This window comes from Sphingomonas sp. CFBP 13720, from assembly GCF_014842075.1.
Lineage (GTDB): Bacteria > Pseudomonadota > Alphaproteobacteria > Sphingomonadales > Sphingomonadaceae > Sphingomonas.
This window is the reverse complement of record NZ_JACYVA010000008.1, coordinates 37,988-54,411: the sequence shown is the minus strand read 5'-3', so window position 1 is coordinate 54,411 and position 16,424 is coordinate 37,988. Positions and strand designations below refer to the sequence as shown.

General features: G+C 60.2%; 10 protein-coding genes and 1 pseudogene. 7 read left to right on the top strand and 4 right to left on the bottom strand.

Annotation, left to right across the window (positions count from 1 at the left end):
• Nucleotides 1-27: 27 nt before the first annotated feature.
• Nucleotides 28-3,120, bottom strand: a complete 3,093-nt coding sequence (locus IFT55_RS14645) for a TonB-dependent receptor domain-containing protein (protein WP_192093092.1) — start codon at nt 3,118-3,120, stop codon at nt 28-30.
• Here IFT55_RS14645 and IFT55_RS14640 point away from each other — a divergent pair.
• The 5 genes and pseudogenes from IFT55_RS14640 to IFT55_RS14615 all read left to right on the top strand — a co-directional run bounded on the left by IFT55_RS14640 (nt 3,119) and on the right by IFT55_RS14615 (nt 9,665).
• Nucleotides 3,119-6,171, top strand: a pseudogene (locus IFT55_RS14640) (M16 family metallopeptidase). The gene IFT55_RS14645 and the pseudogene IFT55_RS14640 overlap by 2 nt on opposite strands.
• Nucleotides 6,172-7,978: 1,807 nt before the next feature.
• On the top strand, nt 7,979-8,209 hold the full coding sequence (locus tag IFT55_RS14630; protein WP_192093090.1) for a hypothetical protein: 231 nt from the start codon (nt 7,979-7,981) through the stop codon (nt 8,207-8,209).
• Between the two features lie 68 nt (nt 8,210-8,277).
• Nucleotides 8,278-8,874, top strand: coding sequence for a TetR/AcrR family transcriptional regulator (locus IFT55_RS14625; RefSeq protein WP_192093089.1), 597 nt, complete (start codon nt 8,278-8,280; stop codon nt 8,872-8,874).
• Between the two features lie 91 nt (nt 8,875-8,965).
• Nucleotides 8,966-9,148, top strand: a complete 183-nt coding sequence (locus IFT55_RS14620) for a hypothetical protein (RefSeq protein ID WP_192093088.1) — start codon at nt 8,966-8,968, stop codon at nt 9,146-9,148.
• 76 nt (nt 9,149-9,224) lie between these two features.
• A complete protein-coding gene (locus tag IFT55_RS14615; RefSeq protein ID WP_192093087.1) occupies nt 9,225-9,665 on the top strand; it encodes a MucR family transcriptional regulator in 441 nt (146 codons plus the stop codon).
• Nucleotides 9,666-10,110: 445 nt separating this feature from the next.
• Here IFT55_RS14615 and IFT55_RS14610 read toward each other — a convergent pair whose 3' ends face one another.
• Nucleotides 10,111-12,042 (bottom strand): acyltransferase family protein, encoded by a 1,932-nt coding sequence (locus IFT55_RS14610; RefSeq protein ID WP_192093086.1) that lies wholly within the window; start codon nt 12,040-12,042, stop codon nt 10,111-10,113.
• A 261-nt stretch (nt 12,043-12,303) separates the two neighbouring features.
• Between IFT55_RS14610 and IFT55_RS14605 the strand changes: the two genes are divergently transcribed.
• Nucleotides 12,304-12,492, top strand: a complete 189-nt coding sequence (locus tag IFT55_RS14605; RefSeq protein WP_192093085.1) for a DUF6771 family protein — start codon at nt 12,304-12,306, stop codon at nt 12,490-12,492.
• A gap of 558 nt (nt 12,493-13,050) precedes the next feature.
• Nucleotides 13,051-13,791 carry a CPBP family glutamic-type intramembrane protease gene (locus IFT55_RS14600; protein WP_192093084.1) on the top strand — a complete coding sequence of 247 codons (741 nt, stop codon included), beginning with the start codon at nt 13,051-13,053 and terminating at the stop codon, nt 13,789-13,791.
• Nucleotides 13,792-14,562: 771 nt separating this feature from the next.
• Here the strand turns inward: IFT55_RS14600 and IFT55_RS14595 are convergent.
• Nucleotides 14,563-15,993: a YncE family protein gene (locus IFT55_RS14595; RefSeq protein ID WP_446740731.1), complete on the bottom strand. Its 1,431-nt coding sequence runs from the start codon at nt 15,991-15,993 to the stop codon at nt 14,563-14,565.
• On the bottom strand, nt 15,990-16,421 hold the full coding sequence (gene copM / locus IFT55_RS14590) for a CopM family metallochaperone (protein ID WP_249403847.1): 432 nt from the start codon (nt 16,419-16,421) through the stop codon (nt 15,990-15,992). The genes IFT55_RS14595 and copM overlap by 4 nt, the downstream gene beginning before the upstream one ends.
• Nucleotides 16,422-16,424 lie beyond the last annotated feature (3 nt).

Sequence of the window (16,424 nt, the reverse complement as noted above, 5' to 3'; positions counted from 1 at the left end):
CGGGTTCCCACACCCGCGCCAGCCGGATCAGAACGTCAGGCGCGCTTCCAGATACAGCACCCGCCCGCGAATGTCGTATCGCGATGCGTCGAACGGTCGGCGGTCGATCAGCGCGAACGGCGGCGCCTCGTCGAAGATGTTGCGACCACCGGCATTGATGCTGACCGTCTTGCTATAATTCCACGCCATCGACAGGTCGAAGGTCGTCATCGCCTTGACCGGGAACGATCCGTCCGGCGTGCCGTCGAAATCGGAATCCGTTGGTTCGCCGGTCTGATAGTTGACGCCGTAATTGTTCAGATAGGCGGGAGTATACCGGCCGGTCAGGCGTGCCGAGAACTGGCGGCCCTGAAAGTCGAGATACCCGATCACGCGATATTTATCGAGGCCCCGTGCCGTGCCGATCAGATCCGGCGCGACGCCGCCCTCGATCGGCACCCGCTTTTGGGTGAGGTTGCGCAGGTAGAACAGCGACGGCGTGATCGTGCCGATCCCAGTAAAGATCGAGTAATCGACCTTCACTTCGACCGACTCGGTTTCCAGCCGACCGATGTTCAGTGGCCGGATCGTCTGCGACACGATCTCGCCACTTCCATCGCGCTGGAAGAATTCCGGGTTGCCGAAATAGAGTTCGGACGACACGAACGACATCAGGTCGGCGGAGGTCCCGATCTGATCGACAATCTTGGTCTTGTAATAGCTCGCGTCGACGTTCAGCCCGCCGAGCACGCCGACCGGGGTCCACGTGACGTTGGCCTGATAGCTTTGCGACGTTTCCGGCCGCAACTGCGGATTACCCTCGATCTGCAACGGGATGTTGCGGAACTCGAACAGGTCGCCATCGGGCGACACCGGGTCCTGGAACAGGAACGTCTCGGCAGTCAGGCCCGACGATACATTGTAAAGCGAACTGAACGGCGGGGGCGTGAAGTTCGACGACCATGAACCGCGCAGCGTCAGACCGGTTACCGGCGTCCATGCGAGCCCGATCCGCGGGCTGACCCGGTCGAACGTCGACTTGCCCTCGATCACCTCGCCGCCCTCGGGAAACGGGATGTTGTCGACGGTGCCGACCGGGCCGTTGGACGAATAGCGGTCGTACCGCGCGTTCGCCGACAGATCGAGGCTCTGGATCAGCGGCACGCCCATGTCGTGATCGATCAACGGCAACCGCAATTCGGCATAGGCGGCGGCGACGTCGGTCGATGCCGGTGCCAGTGCCTCACGGGTGAACGGCAGTCCTGCCGCGTCGAAGAACGTGACTTTGCGGATGCGTTCGCTGTCGATGCTGCTGGTCCGGTATTCCCCGCCGATCGCCAGCCGGACCTTGCCCGCCGGCAGCGCGAACGGCACGGCGGTGAACAGCACGTCGCCATAGCGTTGCGACGAACTGTTGTTCAACTGTCGCTGGTTGACGAAGAATACGTCGATCGGCGCGCCGGTCGTTGCGGTTCCGTCGCTGAGAAAATTGAACGCGAGGTTGGGATCGGAACTGCGCATCGCGGCGCATTGTGCCGCCGCGATCGCGTCGATGTCGGCGATCTCGTACGAGTTTCGGGCGCCGGCGCTGGGTCCGCAGCGGCCGGTCGACGGATTGAAATACGCAATGTTCCGCAACCCGCGTTCGGAACCGGAAACCGTGGTTCGCGACCAGGTATAGTTGGCGCGAAACGCCGTATCCTTGTCGAAGTCGTAGATCACGCCGCCGGTTACGCTGTGCGAGCGCCCCGTGGTTTCCTGAGAGCCGCGCTGCAACCGGCCGGACTCATATTCGGCGGTCGGGTAATAATAGGCCGAAACCACCGCGTTGCGCGCGCCCGGGCGCAGGTCGGTCAGGGCGATCGGATTATAGGCCTGCGTCAATGGGACGCTGCCAAGTTCCAGCAATTCCCTCACCTCACGCAGCTTCGATTCGTTGATCGAACCGAGATAATCGATCGTGATGCGCAACCGGTCGGTAACACGCTGGTCGATGCTGGCGGAAAAGCCGAGGTTCGACATATACTCGCCGGCGTCGCGCGGAATGACGCTGGGCGACGTCCGGGAATCGAACGGCCCGAGGTCGGCGAAACTCGGATTGTCGTAATTCGCGCCGCCGCGCCATTGCAGCGACTCCCGGTATGTGCCCAGCGAAGTACCGACACCGGTCGGCGCGTTATAGACGAGCGCGAGTGCGGCCGGCTGGGCACCATCCCTCGCACTGCGTTGATCGAGCGGATATCGGGTGCGACCCGCCGCCGCGAGTTCCTCGGCAGTGTACCGTCCGGTAAAGTCGTGCGTGGTATAGCCGAGCTTGCTGTTCTCCACCGGATTGATCCGGGAGTAGGACACCGTCCCGGTGAACGACCCCGACCCCCATGACCGTGCCGCGCTGCCGGTCCATTGCGCCGTGTGCGCGCCGGTGCTGCTCAATTCGGTGCGGGCCGTCACGGAATAGCCGTTATAGCCGCGCTTCAGGATGAAGTTGACGACGCCGCCCAGCGCATCCGATCCATAGACCGAACTGCCGCCGCCAAGGCTGATCTCCACCCGCTCGATCGCGGCGAGCGGGATGTTGTTGATGTTGGCGAACCCCTCCTCGATGCCTGCCGCCCCCGCGATGCGCCGGCCATTGACCAGCACCAGCGTGTTCTTCGTACCCAGCCCGCGCAGGTTGACGCCGCCGACGCCCAGCCCGCCCAGCCCGCCATCGTCGAACCGTATTTCGGTTTCGGCGCGATTGTTCAGGCCGGTGCCGACCGATGCCTGGTTCTGCGGCAGCGTGCGGATGAAATCCTGCACGTTGGACACGCCCAGCGCCCTGATATCGTCGGCGGTATAGACCCTGACGTCGCTGGTCGGATCGTTGGTGGGCAACCGGGTGCCCGTCACGTTCAACGTTTCGTCGTTCCTGCCGCCGACCGAAGAAGGAGTCTCGTCGGCCGCTTCCTGTTCCACGTCCGGTTTTGGCTCGGCGGCCGGCACGGACTGGTCGATCGCGGGCGGCGGGGGCGCGTCAGCGTCCGCAGGCGGGCCTGCCTGCGCCGGAACGGTCTGCGCCGATGCCGGTGCCGTGAACAATATTGCTGGTCCGGCTAGAATCGTGGTCAGAATCAGCGCGGTCTTGTGACGTCGTGACATGGTTGGAACCCCCCTTTTCGACGCTCCCTCCGCTCGTGCGGCTCGGTGCGTCACCCCGTTCGTATCGCAGCGTCCGGGGCAAACATTGCAGCAAGCTTGCAGCGGGTGCGCGAGCGCCGTCCGCAGAATATTCGTCGCGCGGTGCGACCCCCGCCGCACTGCAAGGATAGTGCAAGGTTCGACTCCAGAATGTCGGCAAGGTCCCGCAGCCGGGACATGCTGGAGTGTAAGGGTAGCGATGACGAACGCGGCGAAGCTGACGGCAGGGCTGTTGATGATGACGGTATCGGCATTGGCGATGGAGCCAGCTGCCGCGAGGCAGCCCGCGCGCCGGACCACCACCGGCCCGAAGGTTGCGGCCGTCCGGGCAGCGGCGGACCCCGCTGCCGTCGCGTTGGACAAGCTGAAGATCCACTACGAAAAATTCACGCTGCCCAATGGCCTGACGGTCATCGTTTACCCTGATCACAGCCTCAAGAAAATATATGTTTCGACGACCTATCGCGTCGGTTCGAAAGACGAACCGGAAGGCAAGTCGGGATTCGCGCATCTATTCGAACATCTGATGTTTCAGGAAACGTCCAACCGGAAGGGTGAGTTCTTCACGCCGCTGCGCGAGAACGGCGTTTTTAAGATGAACGGCAATACGACGACCGATCGTACGCGCTATTTCGAATCGGTGCCGACCAATGAACTCGACCTTGCATTGTGGATGGAAAGCGACCGGATGCAGTATCTGCTCGGCGCGATCGATCAGGCCGCACTCGACAGCCAGCGCGCGGTCGTCAAGAACGAGAAGCGTCAGGGCGAGACGCCGACGAGTGCCGCGCAATCGGACGCCTTTCTCTCGGCGATGTATCCAAAAAGGCACCCCTACGCCCATGGCGTCATCGGATCGATGACCGATCTCGACAATGCCAGCGTCGCCGACGTGCAGAGCTGGTTCGAATCCTATTATGGTGCCGCCAACGCGATCCTGCTGTTGGCCGGTGATATCGACGTTGCCACGGCCAGGGAGAAGGTTGGCCACTATTTCAAGGACGTCCGTCCCGGCCAGCGGATTCAGGAGATCGCCGAATGGGTGCCTGCGATCACCGAAGGTCGCCGCCTGCGCTTTCACAGCAAGACGACCAATCGCCAGATCAGCCGGTCATGGCCGGTGCCGCATGCCCATGGTCGGGAAGGTGTGCTGCTCAATGCCTTCGCCGCCACGCTCTTCGGCACGGCCGATAGTCCGCTCGATCGGGCACTGGTCGAAAACGGGGGACCGGCGCTGTCGGTGAACGCGATCTTCGCGGACTCCCAGGTCAACGGCGTATTCTCCGTCAATGTCGAGGTTAAGCCGGACGCGGATCTGGCGGCGGTCGAACGCAAGCTGGACGCCGCGATGGCGGGTGCGTTGCGCAATGGACCGGACGCGAAGGCGCTGGGCCAGTATCTGTCGAACAAGGACGAAGCGCTGCTGTCCGCCTTCGTCGATCCCGAATCGATGGGCGGGATACTGGAAGCCGGGGAACTGGAAGCCGGTGACCCGCTGTTCTTCCAGAAGACACGCGGATGGGAACACGCGGCTTCGCCTGCCGATATCGGCGCGGTCGCCCGCAAATGGCTGGGCCGTCCGCATCTGACGACCGAAACGTTGCCCGAACCCCGGTTGCAGCCGGCGGTTGCCGGGTCGGTCGATCGGACGAAGTTGCCGGCCGTGCCGCCTACCGTCGCGACGGTGACGTTTCCGCCGATCGAACAGGCTACGCTGGCAAATGGTGCGAAGGTCGTGGTGCTCCGCCGGCCGAAACTGCCGCTGGTCGATGTCTCGATCCAGTTCGCCACGGGCAAGTTCATCGACCGGCCCTATGTACCCGGACTGGCCGGCTTCACGTTCGGCAGGCTGTTCGACGCCAGCGCCCGCTTCCCCGCCGAACGGATGGCGGGACGGATGCGCGAACTGTCGATCTTCCCGGGGGCGGTGTCGGGCGCGCGGCGCAGCAGCATCCGCTTCTCCACCATTTCGCCCCGGCTGGACGAAGTGATGGATTTCGTGTCCGAAGTGGTGCGTGAACCGGCCTTTCCGCAGCGCAAGATCGACGAATATATGGCGCAGGTCGGACCGTCGTACGATACCTTCGAAGCCAATCCCGGCGGCGCGCAGGACACGCTCTTCTCGCTGGCGCTTTGGGGCACCGACCACCCCAACGGCAAGGTCGATACCCGCGAAACCATGCGTCAGATCGATCGCCGCAAGATGCTGGAATTCTACCAGAACGAACTCGCTCCGACGAACATGACGGTCTATTTCGTCGGCGACGTCACGCTGGCCCATGCCCGCGCGCTGGTGGAGAAAAGCTTCGCCGGCTGGCATCTCCACGCAAAGCCCGCCCGCACTATCGACGCACCACCCCCACGCCAACCGGCGTCAAGGTCATCCTGATCGACGTTCCCGGTGCGCAACAAACCAAGATCATGGCCGGCCGCCTTGTAGCGCCTTGGAATATGCGCCGCGGTCTCACGGAAATCCTTGCCAACGGCCCGATCGGCGGGAACTTTACCAGCCGTCTCAACCTGAACCTTCGCGAGGACAAGGGATGGTCCTACGGGATATCGACCGCGATCGGCAGTTCGATCCGATCGCACCGGACCTTCTACGTCAACGGATCGGTTCAGACCGACGCGACCCAATCGGCCATCACGGAGATCGTCCGGGAAGTCGGCGATTACGTTACGGATCGGCCGATCACCGAAGCCGAACTGGCGGTAGGGCGTGAGAACCTGATCCATTCGTTCGCTCCTTCCCTATCGTCGAACGCCACGTTCATGGCGGTGGTGACCGACGCCGATGCGCGGGAGATGCCGCTGGACTCGTTGAAGACCTTGCCGGACATCGTCCGTCAGATTTCGCTGGAAGACGTTCGAAAACTCGCGAAGGAAGAGTTTCGGACCGACGACTTCATCTGGACGATCGCAGGCGATCTCACCCGGATCGAAGCGGACGTCCGCGCGCTGAACCTCGGCCCGGTCGAGGTGCAGGACGTCTACGGGCGCCGTATTCGTTAGGCGCCCGCCCTGGGGCGAACGTACCGCACCCGTGCGATCGCGGAGCATGTGAATGCGCCGGCGCACGGGAACCGCGGTCGAGAATTCTTGCGCGGCAGCGTCGATGGCGTGATCGTCTCGCCCAATATCTTCGTGAAGGTCGCGGCTCGCCGCGCCGGGGCTACCCGACGATTACGCCGGCGGTTCACCAAGGGCGGACGCTGCTAACGGGCATTCTTCGATGCCACCCAGCGCGGAGCGGAATGACAATCCCAACCGGCATGTCCGTGCAATGCATATTACTATGCGTGCAACGCGAAGCGGACCGAAGGTATCGCGCTGCGGGACGCGTGCGATCCGCGACGACGAACTCGACAGCGTCATCTTGGCGGTCCCGAAGGATCGCATTCTACAGCGCGATCGGCTGGTCGCAATCTTCACGCCGTGCTCGAAGATCCGATGCGGCGATGCGGCGATGCGGCGATGCGGCGATGCGTCAGTATCTAGATCGTGCCCCGACGCGAGAAAGCGGCAACGTGGATCGCACGCTATCCGCATCCATGACAGTAAGGCGCGGTCGTGTAGACGCAACGCCGCCATAACCATGGCGCCTATTTCCGACCGTAAGGTGGTGCCGCTTACAGGACTCGAACCTGTGACCCCCGCATTACGAAGGCTACTGTAGCAACCGTAAATTGCGTTGATTTGCAATGACTTAGGTTGCCATTTGCGGTGTTTAGACCATCCGACCCAGCCGCTTCCCAGATACGCTTGAACGCTGCTCAGGACGGTTACCTTGTGGAAGTGCGTTAGCTTGGGAAACAGTGAAAATGTGACCTGCGCTATACCTGCGACGGCTACTCTGGATGTGACCGCGCACGCCCCTTCCCGTCCGTTACACCCTGTCGGTAGATCCGGCACTGTGTGGTGAGCAAAACCCGTCCGTAACTCGACAGACCGTTCCGATCCGCGAACCCCTTGATGTACCCGTCCGGATCGCTCGCCCGCGTGGCGTCTCGGCAGACTTTGACGATCACCGGCACCTGCAGCGCCGCACGCCGTTCCGCCGCACGAACCTCCTCGCCGGCTGGTGGCCGGATGTAGATATCCGGTGACGACACCTTGGGTATTTGCGCTGTGAGCAGAAGCATCCAGAACATTTAACGTATATGGCACGACCCGACGCCAACCGCGAGTAGCGGGTCCGTTAACTGCCGGGCAGACTGGCCCAGCGAGGCCACTCAGCGCCAGCCTGCCCGAGACGGGCGGCGTGGATCGCATCAAACATGACCGTGATCGCGACGACCTGACACTTACCGCGCGGGCCGAGGCGTGGGGTTCGCTTGCTCACTGGCGCAGGGAGAATCAGTAGGGCGCGGGGGGAGCCAAGTCTATAATCAGATCCAGAACTCGACGGCGCACTTGATCAGTTTCGATCGCGCCGTGAAGGTCTCCTTGCTTAATTTTGTCATCGACCTCGCGCTGAGCGATGAACGCAGCATCCACCCCGTGCCGACTAAGCATAGAGCGGGCCACGGACCGCGCGGCAGGAATGTACTGTCGCAGAGGGCGAACCATCATGCATCTCGCTAAAAGTGATAATTTCTAGCAGCCGGCTGATATCCCGCTCGGAAGCCTACTACCGCGAACTTTATACGTTCAAGGTTAAGGATCTACTAAGCGCCGAATGGCGGTACAGCACTGCGCATGCCAACACGCATCAGCGACAGTCCGTCCTTAGCCTCCAAGCGAGCAGAAGAAACGGCATGATGGTTCACGTTGCACGTTCGCGTTAAGGCGGCGTTAGTGGCGAAGGACTGGACGAAGAATGTCGAATGAAACGGAACAGTTCGAGATCGAGGCCCGGACGTTGGGAGCGAGCCATGCTCTGGCGGTCGCCGCAGTCGAGCTGTGCGGTCGCGACGCCGGGGCGGCGCTGATGGGTGCGGCCTTGCGTGCGTGGGCGATGGAGTTGGGTGAAGTACGGTCGATCGAGCTTGCACGGGAAGCGCTGGACGCCATCGTGCGGCTGGGGACAGATACGCCGACGACGAACTAGGCAGAGCGACGGCACCGTTCGATCCGTGCAATGACGTTCACTGCAGAACGATAAGAAGGACAATACAGTTGGGGCGTGCCAAAACAATTGAACGGAGTGCCATTCTCGATGCGGCGGAAGCCATCACGATGGAACGAGGCGCAGCCGGACTTACGATTGCCGCCGTCGCCGAGCGTATGGGGATCACGAACGGTGGCGTGCAATATACCTTCCGAAGCAAGGAGGCGCTCATCGACGCCATGTTCGAACGGTGGAACGCCGATTACGTCGATCGTATCGACGAGATATGCAAGGACGAGCGCGAGCCGGATAATTATGCCGTCGCCCGAGCCCATATCGCTTCCACCAGCAATTTCGATGAACGCTCGAAACGTCGCGCACCCAGCATGCTGGTATCGTTGCTGAACTCACCGCAGCATATGGAATTGACGCGCGAATGGTACCGCGAGCGCATCTCGCTGATCGACGCCGGCACGGACGCCGGACGACGACTGCGAACAGCGTTCTTCGCGATGGAAGGCGCGTTCCTGATGCGGCTGTTTGGTCTGGTCCAGATGGAGCAGGAGGAGTGGGACTCGATCGTTCGCGATGTGGACGAACTGCTCGATCACAAGCCGACGCCCAACAGCGCCTTTTTTGTCGTATCCAAAGATGAAGATGCGTAAGTGGCGAACCCTAGTGTTTCTGAAAGCCTTTCATGGCACCACACACAGGGCATTACGACGTTGATAAAGTGACACTATGTTAAGAATCAGGATGAAGCGGCTCGCTGGACAAAGCGAGCGCATTGAGAGTCGTCTGGTTGCGATAGAGGCTTCGATCGTCGCGCTCGATAACGACGATCTGCTTGATCTTGCCGACATTTTTGAAGGCAAGCCGGACAGTCCGATCAAGGATATTGCGAAAGCCGAGATGGCCAGGCGCAATATAAGCCTATAGGCGTCCCTTTCCATTGATTGCCGTCGATTCAGACCTGCTTCTCGAACGCTCGGCAATCCAGGTTGAGTATGATTTAATGACCGATATGACGAATACCATCGAACTGGCCGCCGAACTGACGGTGGCTTGGCTCGGCAACTCCAATACGCGAGCGACTACGGCGGACGTTCCCGCATTTCTGCAGGCGATGCACGACACGCTGGTAAAGCTCGAAGCGCCGGACACCGTTGCAACCGAAGCCAAAAACGAACCTGAGCAGCACACGCCGGCCGTATCGGTCCGCAAGTCGCTGGCGTCGCCCGATCACATCATCTCGATGATCGACGGTAAGCCGTACCGGACGCTACGCCGTCATCTGAGCGGCCACGGCATGACCCCCGACGACTACCGCCAGCGTTACGGCCTGAAGGCTGATTACCCGATCGTCGCCCCCTCCTACAGCGAAAGCCGCCGTGCTATGGCCAAGACGATCGGTCTCGGACGGAAACCTCGCCAAGCCGCTAACGTCAGCGAGTAAGGTAAGAGGTTAGGATTGGCGTTGCGCATTTACGTAACGCCATCCGGCCTTCTGGCTTCAAACCTCGTACGAATGACAACTGGCCCCGCAAACACCGTCGACTGGCTTGGGGACAAATGACGGCTTGGTCGGAACGCAGAACGGTTACCTGAATGGCAGCGCCTCAGTCAGGCGGACGAACAAATTCTCGCATTGGCTATCGACTGCAATCGCTGCAGTGCGTTCCGTGCAATATTATCCTATAGCCTATTAAATTGGTGCAGTTCCCGGCGTTCCAGATTACAAACCACTAGCATCCTAATCCCTGCACCAAATACTACCAATACGTTCGTGAGTGCCACGCAACCGCTTGATGTCGGGATCGATCCGCCACTTCGGTTCTTGAAGGCTGACCAGTAGAACGAAATCTCTCAGATCGACTAAGCTACGAAAACCGGTTGTTGCACTAGTTTTTCGCGTCGGTGACATACGTCAGCGGGAATCCTCTTGCTACGACCCTGGAACCCTCACGGGTGAGATGCCCATAGTCGAACTGGAGAGGCGTGCCTTCTGCGTTCACGACACGACAGCGCCCGTCCGGACAAAGTGTGCGATAAGGTGACATGTACGGCACGTTGTTTGCGGCAGCGAGCGCAGCATATTGTTTATCAAGCTTGGCTATGCCAGCTTGCCGCCCTTGCTTGATGATCGCAGGATCTTTTCTCTGAACTGCCAAAGCCAAAATTCGAGGTAGCGAAGCTTTATACTCAACAATAGGCCCGCTGAGTACGACGGGAATCTTTAGCTTGCGAAGACGTTCGAGTGTATACGCGACGTTAGTAGCATCGGAATTCTTCCATCGCGCGGCAAGTACCACACCGTCAACCTTAGTTCTAAGCAGGTAGTCGTCAAAGATATACCGCATCAATGCTGTACAGCGCGCTTCGCCCGCCGCCTTCTCCACTGCGACCGGCTTACACCCAGAAGCCGTGGCTTGAAGGAAATTGATAGTCGGAAATTCGCTTTGAAGCCCTGACCATAGATGAGCTCCGTGACTATCGCCTAGGAGTAAGACGTTCGCCTTTCTGTCAGTCGTGGAGAGGCACGTCAGCCGATCGAAGGTCGGCGAGGTGTTTGAAGACAGATAGCATTTGCCGCGTCGCATATCGTTCGTTCCATAGTCGTCAGCGTAGCGAGCAAGACGTACAGAATCTGAGTTGAAGCGAGCCGGTAAGCCGTTCGCGGCACCGAGAACCAATCCAGTAATTAGAGCCAGCACGCCAACAGTCGTCGTTTCGGCAAAGATTGTACGGCCAGACACGCTGGGGTCTCGCCAGGGACGCTCGATAAATCTCCAAGAAATATATGCCATCGTGAACGCAAAAACTACGATGGCGATGCGTGATATGTTGTCCAGCTCGGAAACCAATGCGTGCTGTTTGAAGGTTACGATTACAAGCCAATGCCATAAGTAGAGTGAATAAGACACAAGCCCTATTGCAACCAATGGCCGAATTGCCAAAACGCGCGATACAAAAGTTTGCGCACCGTTGCCCGCGGCGAGAATGAACGCGGTGCCAACGCAAGGGACAAGCGCCGATGCTGCGGGAAACGGCATCTTGGAATTGTATGCCAAGATTGAACCGGCAACCAACATCGCGCCGCAAGCGCTCAGCGCTTCACGAACCCAGCGTGACTTTGCCGCAGGGATGGCAAATTCGACGGCGGCGATACCGACGACGAACTCCCAGAATCGCGTAGGCAGAATGTAGAACGTCGCGTCCGGATGGCTTGCTAGCAGGTACTGGCCACATACCAACGATGCAAAGCCGATCGCACATATCGCAACTACAACCGTTCGCGCAGTTATAGCGCGGAGAGCATACAACAATAAGGGCAACATTAGGTAGAATTGTTCTTCAACTGCTAAAGACCATAGGTGAAGCAAAGGCTTTAGCTCACTAGCAGTCTCGAAGTACCCCGAAGTCGCCAAAAAATAGTGGTTTGAAACAAATAAAGCTGCTGCGACCAAACTATTGCTGTAATCCACTAGATCTCGAGGAAGTAAGACGACCAATGCTACAATGGTAGCGATAATTAGGAAGAACGCTAATGCGGGTATTATCCGCCTTAGCCGCGCTACGTAGAAATTTGTGATAGAAAATGTTTTGTTGCGGACCTTCGCTAGTACCTGACCGCCGACAAGGTAACCGGAAAGAACGAAGAAAATATCAACTCCAACGAATCCACCGGGAAAGATTCCCAACCCCAAATGAAACGCGAATATTGATAGAACTGCAACTGCCCTGAGACCGTCAATGTCAGGACGATAGTGACTTGCGGACCTTTGATCGCTTCCTTTCTGATCGAAAATCGTTGTTGAGTCCGGTTTGTCCATCACTGCTGTCTTGAAGTAACTTATCACCACTTGCCCCACTGAACGCCCGCCCTTGGTTCGGTAGCATACAGGTATTAGGGAAACGGAAAAGCAGCCCCTCAACACGCGAGACGCGTTGCTGTCCGGAGTATCCCACCGTTTGGGATTCTCGTAGTACTCATGCTGCTAAAACATACTCGCCGACAACGATGCCAGCCGAGGACAACACCGCTTGCGAATCGTTCCTGTTTCGTTCTACCTGAGCGGGTAGGAGGAACGATCATGACCATCGACCCGCAGCGTCTCGCCGATGCCCTGTTGACCGCGCCCGGGTGGACGCGTGTGGGTCTGACCGCCCCGAACCCGCGTGTCAGGCAACGTGCCATCTCCGGCCTCGCCGATCACCTCTGCGACCACCTGTCGAAGCCGGGCGTGGTCGAGGATCGTGAGCAACTCCGCCTGCCGTTGTGACGTGGCCGTCGTTGTTCGTTCTTTGGAAGACCTGATCGCGCACGGCGGCACCGTCCAGTGCACCTGCAGGTGCGGTCGTGTCGCGCTGTTCGAACCGTCGGAACTGGCGTTGCACTGGCGACGCAAGGGCTGGTCGACCGAATGGCCCGCGTTCGCTCGCCGTCTTCGCTGCAAGCCACCGGAAGGCTGCGGGGAGCGTAACCCGCGCGTCACGTGGATCGCGAGTAAGGCCCCTCCCCCGCACGATCCCGAACCGCCGCGCCCACGCTTCACCCGACGCTCTGAGGACCACTGGCGACCGCCGGGGATCGACAAAGGCGAGTGGGACCGCGCCAAGGACGATCGCGATCGTCGCAACCTGATCCGTCGGGCACGCGGCTAGACAGAGTCGTACCCCCCGTCGATCAATCCGTCAGCCATGGGTAAAAGTCTGTAAATGGCGGCAAGCGGACGATAACCCCGGGTATCTGCCACTTAGGTCATAACGTTTCGGAAACGACTCGTTCCGTGCTTTATTGAACTGGGTCGCTCAAGCGGTCCGAGATGGGGAACCGGAAAATGCGGCGTTGGCAGGTGCTACTGATTGGGGGCTTGGTTGGCGTAGCCTCGCTCCTGTTGGTGCCTTTTGAGGTCTTCTTACCGATGCCGGGTTCGTCAGCCTCAGTTCGCTTTCTGGCGCTCATCAATCCAGCAATACTGACAATCATCGCGGTGTTCGCAGGAGAACTCACGGCTCAACGTGTCGGATTCCGTGTTCCGTTGGTAGAAGCGTGGATTGATTCCAAAGCGTTAAGTGACATCTTACGAAGCCAGATCGCACCCGCGTTGGTCGTAGGCGCGGCAGTTGCAGTCGTGCTGATCGGTTATAACTTAACGATCGGCGCGCGGCTCATAGCAAATGCCGGGTCACAAGCACAGATCGCGAGCTTCGACCTGCCGCTCGGTTCGAAGCTCCTTTACGGTGGCATTACTGAGGAAATACTGACACGCTGGGGGTTGGTGTCAGTATTTGCTTGGCTCGGCTGGCGGTTAGCCGGTCGTCCAGATACACTTCCGAATGTGGTAGTCGCCTCGGCTGTGATCGGAGCAGCAGCCCTATTTGCAGCAGGCCACTTGCCGCTGTTGTTCTTGATCGCTCCGCACGCGAGCCCAGCAATCGTTACAACCGTGCTGGTGGCTAATGCGTTGCCGGGCATCCTTTTTGGCGCGTTGTTTGTTCGACGTGGCCTTGAAGCAGCGATGATAGCGCACGCCTCTGCTCATCTACTAGCGACGATCTGCCTTATAGCGCTGAACTAAAATGGCCCGCGTTCGCTCGCCGTCTTCGCTGCAAGCCACCGGAAGGCTGCGGGGAGCGTAACCCGCGCGTCTCGTGGATCGCGGGTAAGGCCCCTCCCCCGCACAATCCCGAACCGCCGCGCCCACGCTTCACTCGACGCTCTGAGGACCACTGGCGACCGCCGGGGATCGACAAAGGTGAGTAGGACCGCGCCCAAGACGATCGCGATCGTCGCGACCTGATCCGTCGGGCACGCGGCTAGACAGAGCCGTACCGCCTGTCCATTAATCGGTCAGCCATGGGTAAACGTCCGCAAATGGTGGAGACCGGACAGGCTGCTTTCGTGCGACCCGCCGCGATGAGCTGCCGTTCGTTCATAAGGCGAGTTGAGAGGTAAAAGGGAGGAAGCGGCAGCTTGCGACCCCTTGCCGGCCGTTCGATAGATCGGCGTGGCATCCCCCAACCGGCCATTCCAGACACTCGCAGCAGTCCCGTTTCTTCATGTCCAATGGACCATTTCGGGAAACGCAATCGGGAACAGGTTTTGCGAAAACGGCCCAATTCGGAGGCATCGGAAGACAAATCCCGCCGTGTCTGTCCCGCTGGGCCTTCGTTTTTAGGAACGGGCATTAAGGTCACCATCACAGAAAGACGCGTCAGCTTTGGGTGGATGTGCGGGTCAGTCAGATTGGAACCAGCACCCAACGTGCTGACGGCCCCTGTTTTACGATGTGCAGTCAGGAACAGAGCGCCAGGGTTACCCCCGGCGCTCATACCGGGGCGGGTGTCCGTTACTGTTTGACTTGCCGTTGAACGACATTGCCTAAGGCGTCCGGCTGACCGGACGCGATCACCAGATAGCGACGCGATCCTGCGGGGGCGGCCTGCGTGATGATCTGCCGCAGCGGTCCAATCGCGTTGACGATCGCACCGCCGGCGGGGTTGGTCATGAACTTGGCAAGCGGTTCGACCGGGCCGTTACCGTCAGGATTCGAAGCCAAGCCTAGTACGAAGGGCATCTTGGGCGGCAGTCCGGCCACGGCGGCCTGCAATATCTGCACCTGCCCCTGATCGAACAACGTCACTTGGCTTCGTCCGGTGCCGGAGAGCATCAGCTGAACCTTTTCCCCTGCCTTGGCGAGCGGCTGGAGATTGGCCATGCCATCGCCTGACGGCGTCGCGCCCGGGACATAGGCGACCCCTTGCGGGCCTTGCCCGATCGGAATGGTGGCAATCACCTTGTTCGTCGCGGTGTCGATCGCGGCAACCGCATCGGCATTCTCAAGGCCGACATATACGCGGCTCCCGTCACCCGAGGGCCACAGGCCATGGGGTAGCGCACCGACCGGGATCGTCGCGACCTGGCTGAAATTGTCAGTGCGGAACACCTTCACGACATTTTCGGTGCCGACCGTCACATAGGCGAACTGGCCGCGCGGCGTCTTGGCGATGTTGACGTGGTTGGTGATTGCGCCCGTTGCGAAGCTCTTCAGCACCGCAAATGGCGGCTTGGCATCGAACACCATGACCTTGCCGATGTCCTTCAGTGTCAGCCACACCTGTTTGCCGTCGGGCGTCGCGGCGATGTCGGGGCAGAAGGGGCTTTCCTGCTTCACCCGGCCGACGATCTGCTTCGACGCTGTATCGATCACCACGGTCTCGGGCGAGAAGCTGGAGCAGACATAGCCGTACTTCCCGTCCGGCGAGAAGATCGTCATGCCGGGACCGTTCGGAACCGGGATGCGCCCCGTCTCCTTGTAGGTCGTACCATCAAGAACAGCGATATAGTCCTCGCCGCGCACGCTGACCCAGACCTCTCGGCCATCGGGGCGGAAGAACGCTTCGTGTGGGCTGCGGCCGACGTAGGTCGTGTGGCGAACGCTATTGGTCGTGGTATCGATAAAGCTGACCGCATTCGATCCGATGGATACCACGGCCAGCGTCCGCCGGTCGGGCGAGAAGCCCATGCCGTGGACCAGCAACTGCCCGCGATAGAGCGGGCTGAGGTTCATCGGTGTCGGGTCGCCGAGCTTGATGACGCCGAGCAGCCGGTTGGTCGACGGATCAATGACCGACACGGTGTTGGAAAATTGGTCCGAGGTGTAGAACCGATCGGCCGACGACACGGGCATGTCGGGCTGCGCGTTTGGTACCTGCTGCGCAATCGCCGCGACGGGTGCGAGCATGGTGCCAACAAGGGCTGCGAGGATCAGATGCTTCACCGATGGGTTCCTTCCGGGTCGTGGGCTTGGGGTGCGACGGGAGTGCCCCCCTTTTCGTTCAGGATGGCCTGCATCACCGCGATCTCTTGCCGCTGCTCGACGATGATGCCTTGCGCCAGACGGCGCAGCCGCTCGTCCTTGCCGAAGCGGAGTTCCGCTTCGGCCATGTCGATGGCGCCCTGATGATGGGGGATCATCATCGCGGCGAAGTCGCGGTCGGGATCGCCGGTCGACGGGACTGCCATCGCCTGATGCATCCGCTGCATCGCACCGGCCATCGCGGTGGCGAAGTCGCTGGTCTGAGCCAGCGCCGTGCCACTGAATAGAACGGCAGCGGCGATCGCTGTCTTGAATGGCATTTTCACGATATCGGCAACTCCTGGCAGATGAACGGTAGGACGGGATGGTGGATGCGTCTGCCTCAACATGGA

Excerpts from the sequence above, each read along its gene's own strand:
- IFT55_RS14645 (WP_192093092.1), bottom strand. The coding sequence starts at position 3,120 with ATGTCACGACGTCACAAGACCGCGCTGATTCTGACCACGATTCTAGCC.
- IFT55_RS14630 (WP_192093090.1), top strand. The coding sequence starts at position 7,979 with ATGTCGAATGAAACGGAACAGTTCGAGATCGAGGCCCGGACGTTGGGA.
- IFT55_RS14620 (WP_192093088.1), top strand. The coding sequence starts at position 8,966 with ATGAAGCGGCTCGCTGGACAAAGCGAGCGCATTGAGAGTCGTCTGGTT.
- IFT55_RS14615 (WP_192093087.1), top strand. The coding sequence starts at position 9,225 with ATGACCGATATGACGAATACCATCGAACTGGCCGCCGAACTGACGGTG.
- IFT55_RS14610 (WP_192093086.1), bottom strand. The coding sequence starts at position 12,042 with ATGGACAAACCGGACTCAACAACGATTTTCGATCAGAAAGGAAGCGAT.
- IFT55_RS14605 (WP_192093085.1), top strand. The coding sequence starts at position 12,304 with ATGACCATCGACCCGCAGCGTCTCGCCGATGCCCTGTTGACCGCGCCC.
- IFT55_RS14600 (WP_192093084.1), top strand. The coding sequence starts at position 13,051 with ATGCGGCGTTGGCAGGTGCTACTGATTGGGGGCTTGGTTGGCGTAGCC.
- copM (WP_249403847.1), bottom strand. The coding sequence starts at position 16,421 with ATGTTGAGGCAGACGCATCCACCATCCCGTCCTACCGTTCATCTGCCA.